Here is a 15,791-nt window from a genome sequence, read left to right on the forward strand (position 1 = left end):
AAAGGATTCAGACACCACCATGGCGAAGATCGCAGACCAGATCGAAGCGGCTCCCGAGAGCTACACGACCGAGAGCGCCCCGGCGGCGGCTCCGGCCACCCCGCGTCCCGTGCTGAACGTCTCGGGTGCGGCCGTCGGCCGCCGCAAGCAGGCCATCGCGCGCGTGCGCGTCGTGCCGGGCTCGGGCAGCATCACGGTCAACGGCCGTGAGTTCGCGGACTACTTCCCGAACAAGCTGCACCAGCAGCTCATCACCGACCCGTTCACCGTGCTCGAGCTCGCGGGCTCCTACGACGTGATCGCCCGCATCACCGGCGGCGGCCCTTCGGGCCAGGCCGGTGCGCTGCGCCTCGCGATCGCTCGCGCGCTCAACGAGATCGACCGTGAGAACAACCGCCCGACCCTGAAGAAGGCCGGCTTCCTCACCCGTGACGCCCGCGTCATCGAGCGCAAGAAGGCCGGTCTCAAGAAGGCCCGCAAGGCTCCCCAGTTCTCGAAGCGCTAAGCGCGAGAGATCAGGATGCCTCGGCTCTTCGGAACCGACGGGGTCCGGGGCCTGGCCAACCGTGAACTCACGGCTGACCTGGCCCTGGGCCTCGCCCAGGCGGCCGCCGCCGTCCTCACCCAGGGGCGACACGCCGACGAGCTTCGTGCCGCCGGCCGACGCCCGACGGCCGTCGTCGCGCGCGATCCGCGTGTGTCTGGCGAGTTCCTCACCGCCGCCGTGGCGGCGGGTCTGGCCGCATCGGGCGTCGACGTGCTCGACGCCGGCGTCATTCCGACGCCCGCAACCGCCTTCCTCATCGACGACGTCAACGCCGACTTCGGCGTGATGATCTCGGCGTCGCACAATCCCGCGCCCGACAACGGCATCAAGTTCTTCGCGTTCGGCGGCACGAAGTTGCCCGACGTCGTCGAGGACCGCATCGAGGCGTTCCTCGGCAAGCCCAAGCTCGCGCCCATCGGCGACGGAGTCGGCCGCATCCGCCGGTTCGCCGACGCGGAAGATCGCTACGTCGTGCACCTGCTCGCCAGCCTGCCGAACCGGCTCGACGGCCTGAAGGTCGTCATCGACTGCGCCCACGGCGCGGCCGCGGGCGTCTCGCCCGAGACGTTCAAGGACGCCGGGGCCGAGGTCATCGTGATCGGCGCCGACCCCGACGGCATCAACATCAACGACGGAGTCGGGTCGACGCATCTCGAGCAACTGCAGGCCGCGGTCGTCGAGCACGGCGCCGACCTCGGCATCGCCCACGACGGCGACGCCGACCGCTGCCTCGCTGTCGACGCCGAAGGCAATGTGGTCGACGGAGACCGCATCATGGCGATCCTGGCGCTCTCGATGAAGGAGCGCGGCCGGCTCACCGATGACACCCTCGTGGTGACGGTGATGTCGAACCTGGGGTTGAAGAAGGCGATGGCCGAGCACGGGGTGCGCGTCATCGAGACGAAGGTCGGCGACCGGTACGTGCTCGAGGCCCTGAACGAGCACTCGCTCGCGCTCGGCGGCGAGCAGTCGGGCCACGTGATCATGACCGAGTTCGCGACCACGGGCGACGGCGTGCTCACCGGCCTGCACCTGGCAGCCGAGGTGGCGCGCACGGGCAAGACGCTCGCCGAGCTCGCGTCGGCCATGACGGTGTACCCGCAGGTGCTCGTGAACGTGCGCGGCGTGAACCATCACGCGCTCGACGGCGACGCCGAGATCGCGGCGGCCGTCGCGGCGGTCGAGGCCGAACTGGGCGACACCGGCCGGGTGCTGTTGCGGCCGTCGGGCACCGAGCCGATGGTGCGTGTGATGGTCGAGGCATCCGACCAGCAGACCGCCGACCGCCACGCCGACCGTCTCGCCGAGGTCGTCCGCGCCCGCCTCGCCCTCTGACGCGCTTTTCAGGAGTTCTTCGGGCGCCTCCGGCCTTTTTCAGGAGTTTCCGGCGCATCCGGCCGGGTTCTGCGCAATTCCTCCTGAGAAACGCACCGGGTTCGAACCGCGTTCCCGAGAAGTGTGGGTCAGAGCTTGCGGAGCAGGACGCTCTTCACCGCGTGGTCGGCACCCTTGCGCAGCACGAGCGACGCACGCGAGCGCGTCGGCCGGATGTTCTGCAGCAGGTTGGGCTCGTTGATCGAGCGCCAGATCTCGCTCGCCCGCGCCCGCGCCTCGCCCTCGGACAGCGACGCGTACCGGTGGAAGTACGAGTTCGGGTTCGCGAACGCGCCGCGCTGGAGCTTCAGGAACCGCTCTTCGTACCAGTGCGCGATGTCGCTCGTGCGCGCGTCGACGTAGATGGTGAAGTCGAACAGGTCGCTGACCGCGAGGCGGTGCCCGGGCCCCGGCGGCTGCAGCACGTTGAGGCCTTCGACGATGAGCACGTCGGGGCGGCGCACCGTGATCTGCGCGTCGGGCACGATGTCGTAGGCCAGGTGCGAGTAGAACGGCGCGACGACCTCGGCCGCGCCCGCCTTGATCTCGCTGACGAACCGAAGCAGCGCGCGACGGTCGTACGACTCGGGGAAGCCCTTGCGGGCCATGAGGCCGCGCCGCTCGAGCTCGGCGTTGGGGAACAGGAACCCGTCGGTCGTGATGAGCTCGACCCGCGGCGTGTGCTCCCAGCGGGCGAGCAGCTCGCGAAGGAGCCGGGCGATCGTGGACTTGCCGACCGCGACCGAGCCGGCGACGCCGATCACGAACGGTGTCGACTCGCTGCGCTCGCGCAAGAACTCGCTGGTGACCCGGTGCAGCGCCTTGGTGCCGCCGACGTAGAGGTTGAGCAGGCGTGAGAGCGGCAGGTACACCTCGGCGACCTCGTCGAGGTCGAGGGGTTCGCCGAGCCCACGCAGCTGCACGAGTTCGGTCTCGGTGAGCGGGGCGGGCACCGACGGGGCGAGTGCCGACCAGTCCGACCGGTCGAGTTCGATGAACGGTGAGAGCTGCGGGGCCGACGGACTGTGGCGATCCAGCACCCGGCCAGTCTACGACGGTCGGATGCCGCGACTCGCGCCGACCGGGCGCTCAGCCGGGGCACCCTAGAATCGAGCGCATGTGTGGAATCGTCGGATACGTGGGCGCGCGAGAAAGCGTCGATGTGCTCATGGGTGGCCTGCGCCGCCTCGAATACCGTGGCTACGACTCGGCGGGGGTCGCCGTCATCGACGGCGACGGGCGGATCGAGACGGCCAAGCGCGCTGGCAAGCTCCAGGTGCTGGCCGACGAACTCGAGCATCATCCGCTCGCTCCGGGCACCACCGGCATCGGCCACACGCGCTGGGCGACCCATGGCGGCCCCACCGATCGCAACGCGCACCCGCATCTGGGCGACGACGGCAAGCTCGCGCTCATCCACAACGGCATCATCGAGAACTTCGCCGAGCTGAAGCAGGAACTCCTCGACGAGGGCTTCGCGTTCGAGAGCGAGACCGACACCGAGGTCGCCGCCGTGCTGCTCGGTCGCGAGGTGCGTGAGACGCACGACCTGCGCGAGGCGTTCCGCCGCACCGTCAACCGGCTCGAGGGCGCGTTCACGCTGCTCGCGGTGCACCGCGACGAGCCGGGCCTCGTGGTCGGCGCGCGTCGCAACTCGCCGCTGGTCATCGGCCTCGGCGAGGGCGAGAACTTCCTGGGGTCGGATGTCGCGGCCTTCGTCGAGTACACCAAGCGCGCGTTGGCGATCGGCCAGGACCAGATCGTGGCGATCACCGCCGACGGCGTCGAGGTCAGCGACTTCGCGGGTGACCCGGTCGAGGTGCAGCCGTTCGAGGTCGAATGGGACGCGTCGGCCGCCGAGAAGGGCGGCTGGTCGTCGTTCATGCGCAAGGAGATCTCGGAGCAGCCCGACGCGGTCGCCAACACGATCCTCGGGCGCGTCGTCGACGGCCAGGTCGTCATCCCCGAGCTCGACGCCTTCGGGGACGACCTGCTCCGCGACATCCGCCGCATCACCGTGATCGCGTGCGGCACCGCCGCCTACGCCGGCATGGTCGCGAAGTACGCCATCGAGCAGTGGGCGCGCGTGCCGGTCGAGGTCGAGCTCAGCCACGAATTCCGCTACCGCGACCCGGTGCTCGACGAGCACACCCTGGTCGTCTCGATCAGCCAGTCGGGCGAGACCATGGACACGCTCATGGCCGTGAAGTACGCGCGCGAGCACGGCGCCAAGACGATCTCGGTCTGCAACACGCAGGGCGCGACGATTCCGCGCGAGTCCGACGGCGTCGTCTACACGCACGCGGGGCCCGAGGTCGCGGTCGCGTCGACCAAGGCGTTCGTCGCGCAGGTCACGGCGCTGTACCTGTTCGGCCTGCACCTCGCGCGGGTGCGCGGCACACTCGACGACGCGGCGCTGGCCGGGTACGTCGAGGAGCTGCAGCAGGTTCCCGGGCAGCTCGGCGAGGTGCTCGAGGCGGAGTCCGAGCGCGTGGCCCAGCTCGCGCACTGGATGGCCGATACCCGCTCGGTGCTGTTCCTCGGCCGCCACGTCGGCTACCCCATCGCGCTCGAGGGCGCGCTGAAGCTGAAGGAGCTGGCGTACATCCACGCCGAGGGCTTCGCGGCGGGCGAGCTGAAGCACGGCCCGATCGCGCTGATCGAGCCCGGGCAACCGGTGTTCGTGATCGTGCCGAGCCCGCGCGGGTCGCAGAGCCTGCACCCGAAGGTGGTGTCGAACATCCAGGAGATCCGCGCGCGCGGCGCCCGGGTGATCGCGATCGCCGAGGCGGGCGACGTGGCGGTGCTGCCGTTCGCCGACGAGGTCATCCGCATCCCGCTGGCCGGCCCGCTGTTCGAGCCGCTGCTCGCGGTGGTGCCGCTGCAGCTGTTCGCGATGGAGCTGTCGGAGGCCAAGGGCCTCGACGTCGACCAGCCGCGCAACCTGGCGAAGTCGGTCACGGTCGAATAGGCACGTCCGCGCAGGCGGCCGGATGCTCCGGGCGGATGTCGCGGAGCATGATGGGGGTGCAGGTCGAAGGGAACCGGGTGATCAGGGGCATCGGCATCGACGTCGTCGACATCGCGCGGTTCGAGCGCAAGCTCGAGCGCACGCCGGCCTTGGTCGAACGACTGTTCGCCGAGAGCGAACGCGGTCGGCCGGTGCGGTCGCTCGCCGCCCGGTTCGCCGCGAAGGAGTCGCTCATCAAGGCGCTCGGCGGCCGCGTCGACGTGCGCTGGCACGATATGCGCGTCGTGCAGGACGAACTGGGCAACCCCGACTTCGACCTGACCGGTGCGCTCGGCGTGTGCCTCGCCGCGCTCGGCATCGACCGCGTGCACCTCTCGATGAGCCACGACGCCGGGATCGCGAGCGCCTTCGTGGTGCTCGAGGCATCCGAACCGAACGGAACGCCCGCATGAGCGCGACGCGACCGCTGCGCGAGGCGATCGTCGACCTCGACGCCATCGCCAGCAACGTGAGCACCATCGCGGCCCGGGTGGCGCCCGCCGGGGTGATCGCCGTCGTGAAGGCGAACGCCTACGGCCACGGCGCCGTACCGGTGGCCCGGGCCGCACTCGCCGGCGGGGCGTCGCGGCTGGGGGTCGCCGATCTCGACGAAGCGCATGAACTGCGCGACGCCGGCATCGACGCGCCGATCCTCGCGTGGCTGCACGACCCCGTCGCCGACTTCGCACCCGCGATCGCGCGCGGCATCGAGATCGGCGTCTCGAGCCTCGACCAGCTCGAACGCGTGGCGCAGGCGAGCGACGCGGCGACCGATGCGGCCGCGCCTGCCGCACCGGCGCGCGTGCACCTGAAGATCGACACCGGGCTGAGCCGCAACGGCGTCGCCCCCGAGGAATGGCCGGCCGTCGTCGCGCGGGCCGCCGACCTCGAGGCTGAGGGCCGGCTCGTCGTCGTGGGCGTATTCAGCCACTTCGCGAACACCTCGCGCGAGGTCGACGCCGCTCAGCTCGCCGCGTTCGAGCGCGCGCTCGCCGCAGCCGACGCGGCGGGGCTGCGCCCCGCACTGCGGCACCTCGCGTCATCCGAGCAGGCGCTGCGCGACCCGTCGTCGCGCTACGACGCCGTGCGCATCGGCATCGGCATGTACGGGCTCACCCCGTTCGGCGACGGTACGACGAGCGCCGACCTGGGGCTCACGCCGGCCATGACGCTCCGCGCCCGCGTCGTGGCGGTGCGGCGGGTGCCGGGCGACACCGGCGTTTCGTACGGGCACCTCTGGCGCACCGATCGGCCGACGACGCTCGTGCTCGTGCCGATCGGCTATGCCGACGGCATGCCGCGGCACGCGACCGGCAGCGGCGCCGAGGTGCTGGTCGGCGGGCAGCGCCGTCCGATCGTGGGTCGGGTCGCGATGGACCAGGTGGTCGTCGATGTCGGCGATCAGGCCGTCGAGATCGGCGACGAGGTGGTCGTCTTCGGTGACCCGGCGACGGGCGCGCCGAGTGCCGATGAGCTCGCCGAGGCGGCGGGCACGATCGGCTACGAGATCGTGACCCGCGTGGGCGCCCGCGTCGCGCGAACGCACGTCGGCGAGGCGGGCGGTGCCGTCGCGCCCAGTGGCGACGTCGCGCCCGGCGGAGTCGACGCATGAGCGTGCGCATCGACGTGCCCGACACCGCCGCGATGGAGCACCTCGGACGCGAGCTCGGCGAGCGGTTGCGCGCCGGCGACCTGGTCGTGCTGACCGGTCCGCTGGGGGCGGGCAAGACGACGCTCACGCGTGGCATCGGCGACGGGCTCGGCGTGCGGGGGCCGGTGCAGTCGCCGACGTTCGTGCTCGCGCGCACCCACCCCAGCCTGGTCGGCGGCGCGCCGCTCGTGCACGTCGACGCCTACCGGCTCGGCACGGCGACCGAGCTGTGGGATCTCGACCTCGACTTCGATCGGTCGGTCGTGGTCGCCGAGTGGGGTGCCGGGCTCATCGAAGACGCGGCCGACAGCCGGCTCGAGGTGGTTATCGCTCGTCGCATCGGGGGCGAGGCGGATGACTCGGGGCCCGCGTCATCCGATCGCGACGCCGACCGCGCCGACCTCGACGCCGATCTCGACGCGGACGAGCCTCGCACCGTGACGATCACGGGGTTCGGCCCGCGCTGGGCGGGCACGCCGTACGCGCCGGGCGCGTGAACGACACCGCCTAGGCTGGAATCATGCTGCTCGCGATCGACACGTCGACCGGCACGAGCGTCGCCGTCGTCGACCACGACCGCGGCGTGCTCGCCGAGGCGTCCAGCGACGACCCGATGCGTCACGCCGAAGTCGTCGGCTTGCTCATCCGCGAGGCGCTCGACGCCGCGGGCGTCTCCCCGTCCGAGCTGTCGGGCGTGGCGGCGGGCATGGGCCCCGGCCCCTTCACGGGGCTCCGCGTCGGCATCGCGGCCGCGCACGCGTTCGCGATCGGCATCGCGCGCCCCGTCGTGCCCGTGGTGAGCCACGACGCGGTCGCGTGGGCGTGGTACCGCGACGGCGGGCACGGGCCGGTGCAGGTCGTCACCGACGCGCGCCGCCGCGAGGCCGCGGTCGCCGACTACGACGGGCTCGACGACGACGGTCTGCCCGTGCGCGTCGAGGGGCCGCGACTCACGCCGCGCGACGACGTACCGGCCGCGGCCGGCACGCGAGTCGAGGCATCCGTCGTGCCCGCCGCCGGTGTCGGCATGATCGCCGAGCTCGCCTACGCGGCCGGCCGGCTTCCGCTCACCGACGACGAGCCGCTCTACCTGCGCGCGCCCGATGTCACCCCGTCGGCGGGTAAGAAGGTGCTGCGATGAGCGTGCTGCTGCGCCGCGCGCGGCCCGACGACCTCGACGCCATCATGGTGCTCGAGCGCGCGACGTTCGTCGACGACGCCTGGCCGGTCGACGCGATGGCCCGCGAGCTCGCGAACCCCCACGCCTACTACCTGGTCGCGGTCGACGACGACTCGCCCGACGACGTGTTCGCGTACGCCGGGCTGCTCGCGCCCGAGGGCGGCGATCAGGGCGACATCCAGACCATCGCGGTCGAGGCCGGCCGGCGCGGCGCCGGGCTCGGGCGCGCGCTGATGCAGGCGCTCATCGCCGAGGCGCGCCGGCGCGGGGTCGAGTCGATCTTCCTCGAGGTGCGCGCCGACAATCCCGTCGCGCGCGGGCTGTACGCCTCGCTCGGCTTCGCCGAGATCGGCGTGCGGCGGCGGTACTACCGCGGTGGCATCGACGCCGTGCACATGCGCGCCGACGTGCCGGCGGCGGTGACGCGGCCTGCTGGCGGCGCGGCACTCGGTGCCGCGAGCGAACGCGCGGATGCCCCGGATGCCCCGGATACCCCGGATGACCCGGACGCCCCGGAGGGAACCCGATGAACCGCGCCGCCCCCCTGGTGCTGGGCATCGAGACGTCGTGCGACGAGACCGGCGTCGGCATCGTGCGCGGCACCGACCTGCTCGCCAACACGATCGCCTCGTCCATGGAGGAGCACGCCCGGTACGGCGGCGTCGTGCCCGAGGTCGCCGCGCGCGCGCACCTCGAGGCGCTCGGCCCGGCGATCCGGCAGGCGCTCGACGAGGCATCCGTCTCGCTCGCCGACCTCGACGCCGTGGCCGTGACCAGCGGGCCGGGGCTCGCCGGGGCCCTCATGGTCGGTGTCGGCGCGGCGAAGGCGCTGTCGATCTCGCTCGGCGTGCCGCTCTACGGCGTGAACCACCTCGTCGGGCACGTGGGCGCCGACCTGCTCGACGACCGCGCGCCGCTCGAGACCCCGACCGTCGCGCTGCTGGTGTCTGGCGGGCATACCTCGCTGCTGCTCGTGCGCGACCTGGTCTCCGATGTCGAACTGCTCGGCGAGACCATCGACGACGCGGCGGGCGAGGCGTTCGACAAGGTCGCGCGGCTGCTGGGGCTGCCGTACCCCGGCGGGCCCGAGATCGATCGCGCCGCGATCGGCGGCGACCCCGACTCCATCCGCTTCCCGCGCGGGCTCACCAAGCCCAAGGACCTCGAGCGCCACCGCTACGACTTCAGCTTCTCGGGGCTGAAGACCGCGGTTGCGCGCTGGGTCGAGCGGGCCGAGGCCGCCGGCGACGAGGTGCCGCTGGCGGATGTCGCGGCGAGCTTCCGCGAGGCGGTCGTCGACGTCCTCGTCGGCAAGGCGATCGCCGCGTGCGTCGATCTCGGCGTGCCGAGGCTGCTGCTCGGCGGCGGCGTGGTCGCGAACGCGCGGCTCCGGCAGGTGGCCGAGCAGCGTGCGGATGCCGCGGGCATTTCGCTGCGCATCCCCCCGTTCTCGCTCTGCACCGACAACGGGGCGATGATCGCCGCGCTGGGTGCGAAGCTCATCATGGCGGGTCACGAGGCGTCGGGGCTCGGGTTCGGCGCGGACTCGACGCTGCCGGTCACCGACATCCGCGTCTGAGGGCGGATGCCACGGCATGCGCCGCGCGGTGTCACGCGGGCCTGCTGCCCTCGCGCCGTGCACGACGCGCGCGGTATGGTGAGCGAAAACACACCGGGATGAGGCGCGCCGCCCGGCGCCCCGCTGCGAGTACGCCATCCCGCCTCACGAGGGGACCCATCAGTGACCGATCCCAACACTCCCGACCAGTCCGGCGCCCAGGTGCCTCCGGTCCCGCCAGTGCCGCCGGCCGCCCCCGAGCCCCCGGCGTACGGTGCCCCCCAGCCCGCCGCTCCCGCCTACCAGCCGCCCGCGGCGCCCGCGTACGGCGCTCCGGCCGCCCCCGCCTACGGTGCCCCCGCGTACGGCGCCCCGCCCGCGGCGAAGACGAACGTCCTCGCGATCGTCTCGCTCGTCTCGGCGTTCTTCATCTCGCTCGTCGCGATCATCACCGGGCACATCGCCCTCAACCAGATCAAGAAGACGGGCGAGCAGGGCCGCGGCCTCGCGATCGCCGGCCTCGTGCTCGGCTACATCGGCCTGGTCGTCGGCCTCATCGTGATCGTGGTCTGGATCATCCTCATCGCGGCCGCGGCGTCGTCGGGCTACTACACCACGTACTGATCGGCTCGACCGATCGCATCGGAGGAGGCAGACAATGACCGATCCGAACAACCCCGAAGAGCCGTCGGTGCCCGAGGTGCCGGTCGAGCCGACCGCGCCCTCGCCTGAGGAGCCGACGGTTCCGACGCCCGACGAGCCCACCGTGCCCACCCCGGCCGAGCCGACGGTGCCGTCGCCCGCCGAGCCGGTGGCGCCATCGGCGCCCGAGCCGCCTGCGCCGCCCGCCGCGCCGTCGGCGCCCGAGGTGCCGGTGCCGCCGGCCGCCCCGGAGGCCCCGCCGGCTCCGCCCGCTCCGCCGGCCCCGCCTGCTCCGCCCGCTCCGCCGTCGTACGGCACCGATGCGTCTGCTGCGGGCGCCGGGGTCGCGGCCGGCGGGGTCGCCGCAGGAGGCGCGGCGGCCGGCTCGCCGTACGGCGCGCCGTCGCAGCCCGCATACGGTGCACCCGCGCAGCCTGCGTACGGCACGCAAACGCAGGCCGGGTACGGCGCCCCACCCGCGGCCAAGAGCCCCGTGTTCAGCATCATCTCGCTGATCGCGGGCATCGTCGGGGTGGTCGGGTCGCTCGCCGTCGTGTTCATCCCGATCATCGGCGGCGTGCTGCAGCTGTTCATTCCCGCGGCGGCCGTGGTGCTCGGCTTCATCGGCAAGAAGAAGGAGCCGCAGGCCAAGGCGATGTGGCTGACGGGCATCATCCTGGGATTCGTGGGCATCGTGATCGGCCTGCTGTCGATCCTGCTCTGGGTGATCGCGTTCGCCACGTTCGGCACGTACACCACGTACTGAGGCCGCACGGATGTCCGAACGCGAGGGGGTCCCGCCGGCCGGCGGGACCCCCGACCCGTCGCAAGGCGACCCGTCGCAAGGCGACCCGTCGCAAGCCGACCCGTCGCAATCCGGACCGTCGCAGCCCGAGTCGGGGAAGGCGGAGCCGCCGCCCGTGTCGCCGCTGCCCGTGCCGCCCCGCGAGGTGCCCGGCGAGGACCCCCTCGCGCCGTTCCGCCCCGCCGAGCCCACGTTCCGAGCCGACCCGGCGGTCGTCGAGGAGGCGCCCATCCGCGAGGCTCAGGTGCCGCCCCTCGAGTTCGAGGAGGTCTACGACACCGGGCGCATCCACCAGCTGCCGACGGGTCAGCTCCTCATCGTGCACCGCCCCGACACGGTGCCTGCGATCGCCGCCGACGAGGCCGAAGACGACGCGCAGCGTCGGGTCTACAGCTGGGTGGCGGCGGTGCTGGGCGTGCTGGGGGCCGCGGCGTCGCTGTTCGTCGGTTGGATGCTGCCGCTCGCGCTCGCGGCCATCGTGTTCGGCGTGCTCGGCCTGCGGCGCGAAGAGCACGGCCGTACGCTGGCGTTCGTCGGCATCGGCACCGGCCTCACGGGCCTCGTCTTCTCGGCCGTCTGGATCGGGTACTACGCGATCGTGTTCGGCGCGCTGCCGAGCTGAGCACGCAGCATCCGATCATTCGCGATCGACCAGCAGCGCGACGTGACGCCCCTGCTCGCGGGTGAGTACGAGCGTGCCCGACTCCGATCCCTTGAGCTTCAACCGGGTGCGCAGCGCGGCCGGGTCGATGTCGACGCCGCGCTTCTTGATCTCGAGCACGCCGATGCCGCGCTCGGCGAGGGCCTGACGCAGCCGGCGTTCCTCGGCGGGCAGGCGCTCGACGACGCGGAAGCGGTGCGCGAACGGCGAGTCGAACGCGCGGTCGGCCGTGAGGTAGGCGATGCCGGGCGAGCACATCCACGCACCGTTCGCCCGTGCGAGGTCGCCGATGAGGCGCGCGCGGATGACCGCTCCGTCGGGTTCGTACAGGTACTCGCCGAGCGGGCCGTCGGGCGCGTCCTCGGCGTCGGCGGCGCCGGTGAGCTCGGATGCCTCGTCGCCGCGCACGACGAGCGCGGCGCGGCGGATGCCGGGCCGGGCGAGCGGGCCTGTCCACACACCGAGTTCGACGACGTCGCCGTCGACCGAGACCCACTGCGCCTCGACGTCGGCGGGGATCACCTCGCGGTCGGTACCGGGGCCGAGCTTCACGCCCACGGGCATGCGCGAGGCGAGCCCGAACGCGAAGTCGAGCGGCGGCGAGTAGTCGGCGGGGTCGGCGAACCGCCGCGTGCGCCCCCCGGCCGTGCTGCGCCTCGCAGGGTCGAGCCAGGCGCCGCCGATGCCGCCGAGCGGCACCTCCTCGGCACGCGAGTGCAGTACGCGGGCATGCGGGAACGGGGTGAGGTTGAACGCGGCGATCGCCGCCGTGACTTCGTCGGCGTCGGCCGCGGTGACCTCGAGGCCGAGCGCGGCGAATGCGAGCGCGTCGCCGCCGATGCCGCAGCCGAGGTCGGCGACGTGACCGATGCCGGCGCGGGCGAACCGACCCGCGTGCAGCGCGGCGACCCGCAGTCGAGTGGCCTGCTCGAGGCCGGCCTCGGTGAACAGCATGCGCTCGGCGAACTCACCGAACTTGACGTGTGCGCGGGCGCGCAGCTTCGCCTGGCTCAGCACGGCGGCGACGAGGGCGGGCGAGTGGCCCTGCTTGCGCAGGTTCTCGACGGTGCGCAGCACGTCGGCCTTCGAGTCCCACGGAGGAAGCGCGTCGAGCAGTCGCAGGCCCTCGGGCGAGAGGAGTTCGACGAGTTCGGCGCGGTCCACTCGGGTACGGTAGCAGCCCGCCGGCGAGGCGCGGCCGTTGGCACTCACGTTGCACGAGTGCCAGAACATGCCTACACTCGTGTTGGCACTCTCGCCAAGAGGCTGCCAACCAGTCTTCGTCTGAGAAAGAGGTCAACCGTGTCGGTTTCCATCAAGCCGCTCGAGGATCGCATCGTGATCAAGCAGGTCGAGGCCGAGCAGACCACCGCATCCGGTCTGGTCATCCCCGACACCGCCAAGGAGAAGCCCCAGGAGGGCGAGGTCGTGGCGGTTGGCCCCGGCCGCATCGACGACAACGGCAACCGCGTGCCGCTCGACGTCGCCGTCGGCGACCGCGTGCTGTACTCGAAGTACGGCGGCACCGAGGTGAAGTTCGGCGGCGAGGAGTTCCTCGTGCTGTCGGCCCGCGACGTGCTCGCGGTCGTCGTGCGCTGATCGACGTTCTCGATCGAACGGCCCGGATGCCTCGGCATCCGGGCCGTTCGTCGTCTCGGCGCCGTCCGTGCAGGCGCGGGTGTTCGGTGGCACCGCGATCGGCCGGATCTCGACGGTCCGCGGCAGTCGCGGCATCCGGTCGCGTCGGAGGCGACGCGTAGGCTGATCCGGTGCCGTCGCCCGCTCCTGTCGCCCCTGCCCTCGATTCCAGCGGCCCGAGCCGCAGCGGGCTGCTCTTCGCCATCGGCTCGTACGTGCTGTGGGGGTTCCTTCCCGTCTACTTCATCGCGCTCGCGCCGACCGGCCCGGTCGAGGTCGTGGCGTGGCGCATCCTGCTGTCGGTGGTGTTCTGCGCGCTCATCATGACCGTCGCGCGCACCTGGAAGCCGTTCCTCGCACTGCTGCGCGATCGACGCGTGGTGTTCACGATGGGGCTCGCCGGCGCCCTCATCTTCGTGAACTGGCAGACGTACGTCTACGCCGCGATGACCGATCAGGTCGTCGAGGCCGCGCTCGGGTACTTCATCAACCCGATCGTCACGGTGTTCCTCGGGGTGCTGGTGCTGCGCGAGCGGCTGACGACGACGCAGTGGGTCGCGGTCGGCATCTCCCTGGTCGCGGTGCTCGTGCTCGCCATCGGCTACGGGCAGCTGCCGTGGATCGCGCTGCTGCTCGCGTTCTCGTTCGGCGTCTACGGGCTCATCAAGAAGCGGGTGGGGCCGCGGGTCGACGCGGTGTCGGGCCTCACGCTCGAGACGCTCTGGCTCGCCCCGGTCGCGGGCGTGCAACTGGCCGTGGTCGCGGCCACGACGGGCCTCACGATGGGCACGGCGGGCGGATGGCACACCACGCTGCTGCTCTCGGCGGGGGCGGTCACGGCGATTCCGCTCATCCTGTTCGCGGCCGCGTCGCGGCGCCTGCCGCTCACGCAGATGGGGTTCATCCAGTACTTCGCGCCGTTCATCCAGTTCGTGGTGGGCGTGTTCGTGCTCGGCGAGCCGATGCCGCTCGAACGGTGGATCGGGTTCGCGCTCGTCTGGGTCGCGCTCGTCATCCTCACGTTCGACCTCGTCCGCGGGGCGCGGGCCGCTCGCCGCGCCGTCGTCGAACCCGCGTGACCGGCGCCGCCGAGGCATCCGCGGTATGACGGATCATTGCGTTCGCTGCCGATCCGGAGCGCGGAAATCGCCATCCACCCCCGTTCTGGTGACGATACGGTCACGAAATCGCAGGTGTTACGCGGTTGTGACCGGGTTTGCATTGTCTGCACGGGAACCGCCGCATACTGTCGATCCACAGCCCGTTTCGTCGGGCATTCGATTCATCCTTCAGTCCCAAGGAGCAACATGAGCGTATTCGGCAAGTCCCGGCCCGCTCGCTCGCGCGGCAAGGTCTGGACGGGGGTCGCTCTCACCGCGACGAGCGCCCTTCTCCTGTCCGCGTGCGCGAGCGGCGAGCCCGAGTCGACCGAGGAGGCGCAGGGCCCTCGCGAAGACCTCGCCCTGACCATCGGCACCGCGCTTCCCCAGACCGGCAACCTCGCGTTCCTCGGCCCGCCCGAGGAGGCCGGCGTCGCGTTCGCCGCCCAGCAGGTCAACGACTACGCCGAGACCAGCGGCCTCTCCCTCGAGGTCGTCTTCGGTGACTCGGGCGACACCGACAACAAGGCCTACGAGACCGAGATCCCCCGCCTTCTCGGCGAGAACGTCTCGGCCATCATCGGTGCCGCGTCGTCGGGTACGTCGCTCCAGTTCATCGACCAGGTCGTCGGTGCGGGCGTCATCCAGTTCTCGCCGGCGAACACCTCCGACGCGTTCACCACGTACGACGACAACGGGCTGTACTTCCGCACCGCGCCGTCCGACGTGCTGCAGGGCGAGGTGCTGGGCAACCTGATCGCCGAAGACGGCAACCAGACGCTCGGCCTCATCGTGCTGAACGACTCGTACGGCACCGGCCTGGCGAAGTACGTCACCGAGGCCTTCGAGGCCGCCGGCGGCGAGGTCGTCGCGGCCCCGACGTACAACACCGGTGACACCACGTTCGACTCGCAGATCAGCGAGGTCCTCGCGGCCGACCCCGACGCGATCGCCCTGATCACGTTCGAAGAGGTCAAGACGATCCTGCCGAGCCTGTTCGGTCAGTTCCCCGCCGACAAGCTCTACTTCGTCGACGGCAACCTGTCGAACTTCGGCGACCAGTTCCCGGCGGGCTCGCTCACCGGCGCGAAGGGCACCCTGCCCGGTCTGTCGATCGACTCGATCTCCGACTTCACGGGTGAGCTCGACGCGTTCCTCGCGGAGACCGGCGGCGAGCCGCTGTCCGAGTACAGCTACGCGGCCGAGTCCTTCGACGCGACCGTGCTGCTCTCGCTCGCCGCGCTCGCGGCGAACTCGACCGACTCGGCGGCCATCGCCGAGAAGCTGATCGAGGTCTCGGGCGGCTCGGGCGACGGCACGAAGTGCACCTCGTTCGCGGAGTGCGCCGACATCATCCTCGCCGGTGACGTCGCCGACTACGACGGCGTCTCGGGTCCGATCACCTTCGACGAGGTGGGCGACCCCACCGAGGCGTCGATCGGTATCTACCAGTTCGGCGAGGACAACACCTACGCGGCCTACGAGGGCTGAGCAGGTTCGACCCGAACAACCTCACAGCGGAAGGGCCCCGGCGCGAGCCGGGGCCCTTTCGCGTGCCCGCGTGTGCGTGCTGACGGGTGGGCTTGGTGCCGTTGCGCCACTTCCGCGGGGTCTGCGCCACCTGA

17 protein-coding genes are annotated in these 15,791 nt (G+C 71.9%); 15 read left to right on the forward strand and 2 right to left on the reverse strand.

Annotated elements, in window-relative coordinates; all coding sequences use genetic code 11:
• Positions 1–19 precede the first annotated feature (19 nt).
• On the forward strand, positions 20–505 hold the full coding sequence (rpsI, locus tag FLP10_RS12710) for a 30S ribosomal protein S9 (RefSeq protein WP_149161199.1): 486 nt from the start codon (positions 20–22) through the stop codon (positions 503–505).
• A gap of 15 nt (positions 506–520) precedes the next feature.
• Positions 521–1,882 (forward strand): phosphoglucosamine mutase, encoded by a 1,362-nt coding sequence (glmM, locus tag FLP10_RS12715; protein ID WP_149161200.1) that lies wholly within the window; start codon positions 521–523, stop codon positions 1,880–1,882.
• A gap of 128 nt (positions 1,883–2,010) precedes the next feature.
• Here glmM and coaA read toward each other — a convergent pair whose 3' ends face one another.
• Positions 2,011–2,961: a type I pantothenate kinase gene (coaA, locus tag FLP10_RS12720; RefSeq protein WP_246150019.1), complete on the reverse strand. Its 951-nt coding sequence runs from the start codon at positions 2,959–2,961 to the stop codon at positions 2,011–2,013.
• A gap of 77 nt (positions 2,962–3,038) precedes the next feature.
• Between coaA and glmS the strand changes: the two genes are divergently transcribed.
• From glmS to FLP10_RS12770, 10 genes are all read left to right on the forward strand, one after another.
• Entirely contained in the window at positions 3,039–4,892 is a 1,854-nt protein-coding gene (gene glmS / locus FLP10_RS12725) for a glutamine--fructose-6-phosphate transaminase (isomerizing) (RefSeq protein WP_149161201.1), read from the forward strand.
• Between the two features lie 77 nt (positions 4,893–4,969).
• A complete protein-coding gene (locus FLP10_RS12730) occupies positions 4,970–5,344 on the forward strand; it encodes a holo-ACP synthase (RefSeq protein WP_149161202.1) in 375 nt (124 codons plus the stop codon).
• Positions 5,341–6,543, forward strand: coding sequence for an alanine racemase (gene alr / locus FLP10_RS12735; RefSeq protein ID WP_149161203.1), 1,203 nt, complete (start codon positions 5,341–5,343; stop codon positions 6,541–6,543). Before FLP10_RS12730 ends, alr begins: the two co-directional genes overlap by 4 nt.
• Positions 6,540–7,079, forward strand: a complete 540-nt coding sequence (gene tsaE, locus FLP10_RS12740) for a tRNA (adenosine(37)-N6)-threonylcarbamoyltransferase complex ATPase subunit type 1 TsaE (protein ID WP_149161204.1) — start codon at positions 6,540–6,542, stop codon at positions 7,077–7,079. The genes alr and tsaE overlap by 4 nt, the downstream gene beginning before the upstream one ends.
• 23 nt (positions 7,080–7,102) lie before the next feature.
• Positions 7,103–7,723, forward strand: a complete 621-nt coding sequence (gene tsaB, locus FLP10_RS12745; protein WP_149161205.1) for a tRNA (adenosine(37)-N6)-threonylcarbamoyltransferase complex dimerization subunit type 1 TsaB — start codon at positions 7,103–7,105, stop codon at positions 7,721–7,723.
• Positions 7,720–8,292 carry a ribosomal protein S18-alanine N-acetyltransferase gene (rimI, locus tag FLP10_RS12750; protein WP_149161206.1) on the forward strand — a complete coding sequence of 191 codons (573 nt, stop codon included), beginning with the start codon at positions 7,720–7,722 and terminating at the stop codon, positions 8,290–8,292. The genes tsaB and rimI overlap by 4 nt, the downstream gene beginning before the upstream one ends.
• Positions 8,289–9,341, forward strand: coding sequence for a tRNA (adenosine(37)-N6)-threonylcarbamoyltransferase complex transferase subunit TsaD (gene tsaD, locus FLP10_RS12755; protein WP_149161207.1), 1,053 nt, complete (start codon positions 8,289–8,291; stop codon positions 9,339–9,341). The genes rimI and tsaD overlap by 4 nt, the downstream gene beginning before the upstream one ends.
• Before the next feature lie 162 nt (positions 9,342–9,503).
• Positions 9,504–9,944, forward strand: a complete 441-nt coding sequence (locus FLP10_RS12760) for a DUF4190 domain-containing protein (protein WP_149161208.1) — start codon at positions 9,504–9,506, stop codon at positions 9,942–9,944.
• A 34-nt stretch (positions 9,945–9,978) separates the two neighbouring features.
• Entirely contained in the window at positions 9,979–10,728 is a 750-nt protein-coding gene (locus FLP10_RS12765; protein WP_149161209.1) for a DUF4190 domain-containing protein, read from the forward strand.
• Between the two features lie 154 nt (positions 10,729–10,882).
• Positions 10,883–11,389, forward strand: a complete 507-nt coding sequence (locus FLP10_RS12770) for a Bax inhibitor 1 family protein (protein ID WP_149161210.1) — start codon at positions 10,883–10,885, stop codon at positions 11,387–11,389.
• Between the two features lie 15 nt (positions 11,390–11,404).
• Here FLP10_RS12770 and FLP10_RS12775 read toward each other — a convergent pair whose 3' ends face one another.
• On the reverse strand, positions 11,405–12,592 hold the full coding sequence (locus tag FLP10_RS12775) for a class I SAM-dependent methyltransferase (RefSeq protein ID WP_149161211.1): 1,188 nt from the start codon (positions 12,590–12,592) through the stop codon (positions 11,405–11,407).
• Between the two features lie 138 nt (positions 12,593–12,730).
• Between FLP10_RS12775 and groES the strand changes: the two genes are divergently transcribed.
• The 3 genes from groES (at position 12,731) to FLP10_RS12790 (ending at position 15,657) form a co-directional block, all read left to right on the forward strand.
• Entirely contained in the window at positions 12,731–13,027 is a 297-nt protein-coding gene (groES, locus tag FLP10_RS12780; RefSeq protein WP_149161212.1) for a co-chaperone GroES, read from the forward strand.
• A 170-nt stretch (positions 13,028–13,197) separates the two neighbouring features.
• A complete protein-coding gene (gene rarD / locus FLP10_RS12785; RefSeq protein ID WP_149161213.1) occupies positions 13,198–14,145 on the forward strand; it encodes an EamA family transporter RarD in 948 nt (315 codons plus the stop codon).
• Between the two features lie 228 nt (positions 14,146–14,373).
• The gene (locus FLP10_RS12790; protein WP_149161214.1) at positions 14,374–15,657 is read left to right on the forward strand and encodes an ABC transporter substrate-binding protein; all 1,284 of its coding nucleotides are present in this window, start codon (positions 14,374–14,376) and stop codon (positions 15,655–15,657) included.
• The last annotated feature ends 134 nt before the right edge of the window (positions 15,658–15,791 follow it).

The organism is Agromyces intestinalis (assembly GCF_008365295.1).
In the GTDB taxonomy this organism is placed as follows: domain Bacteria; phylum Actinomycetota; class Actinomycetes; order Actinomycetales; family Microbacteriaceae; genus Agromyces; species Agromyces intestinalis.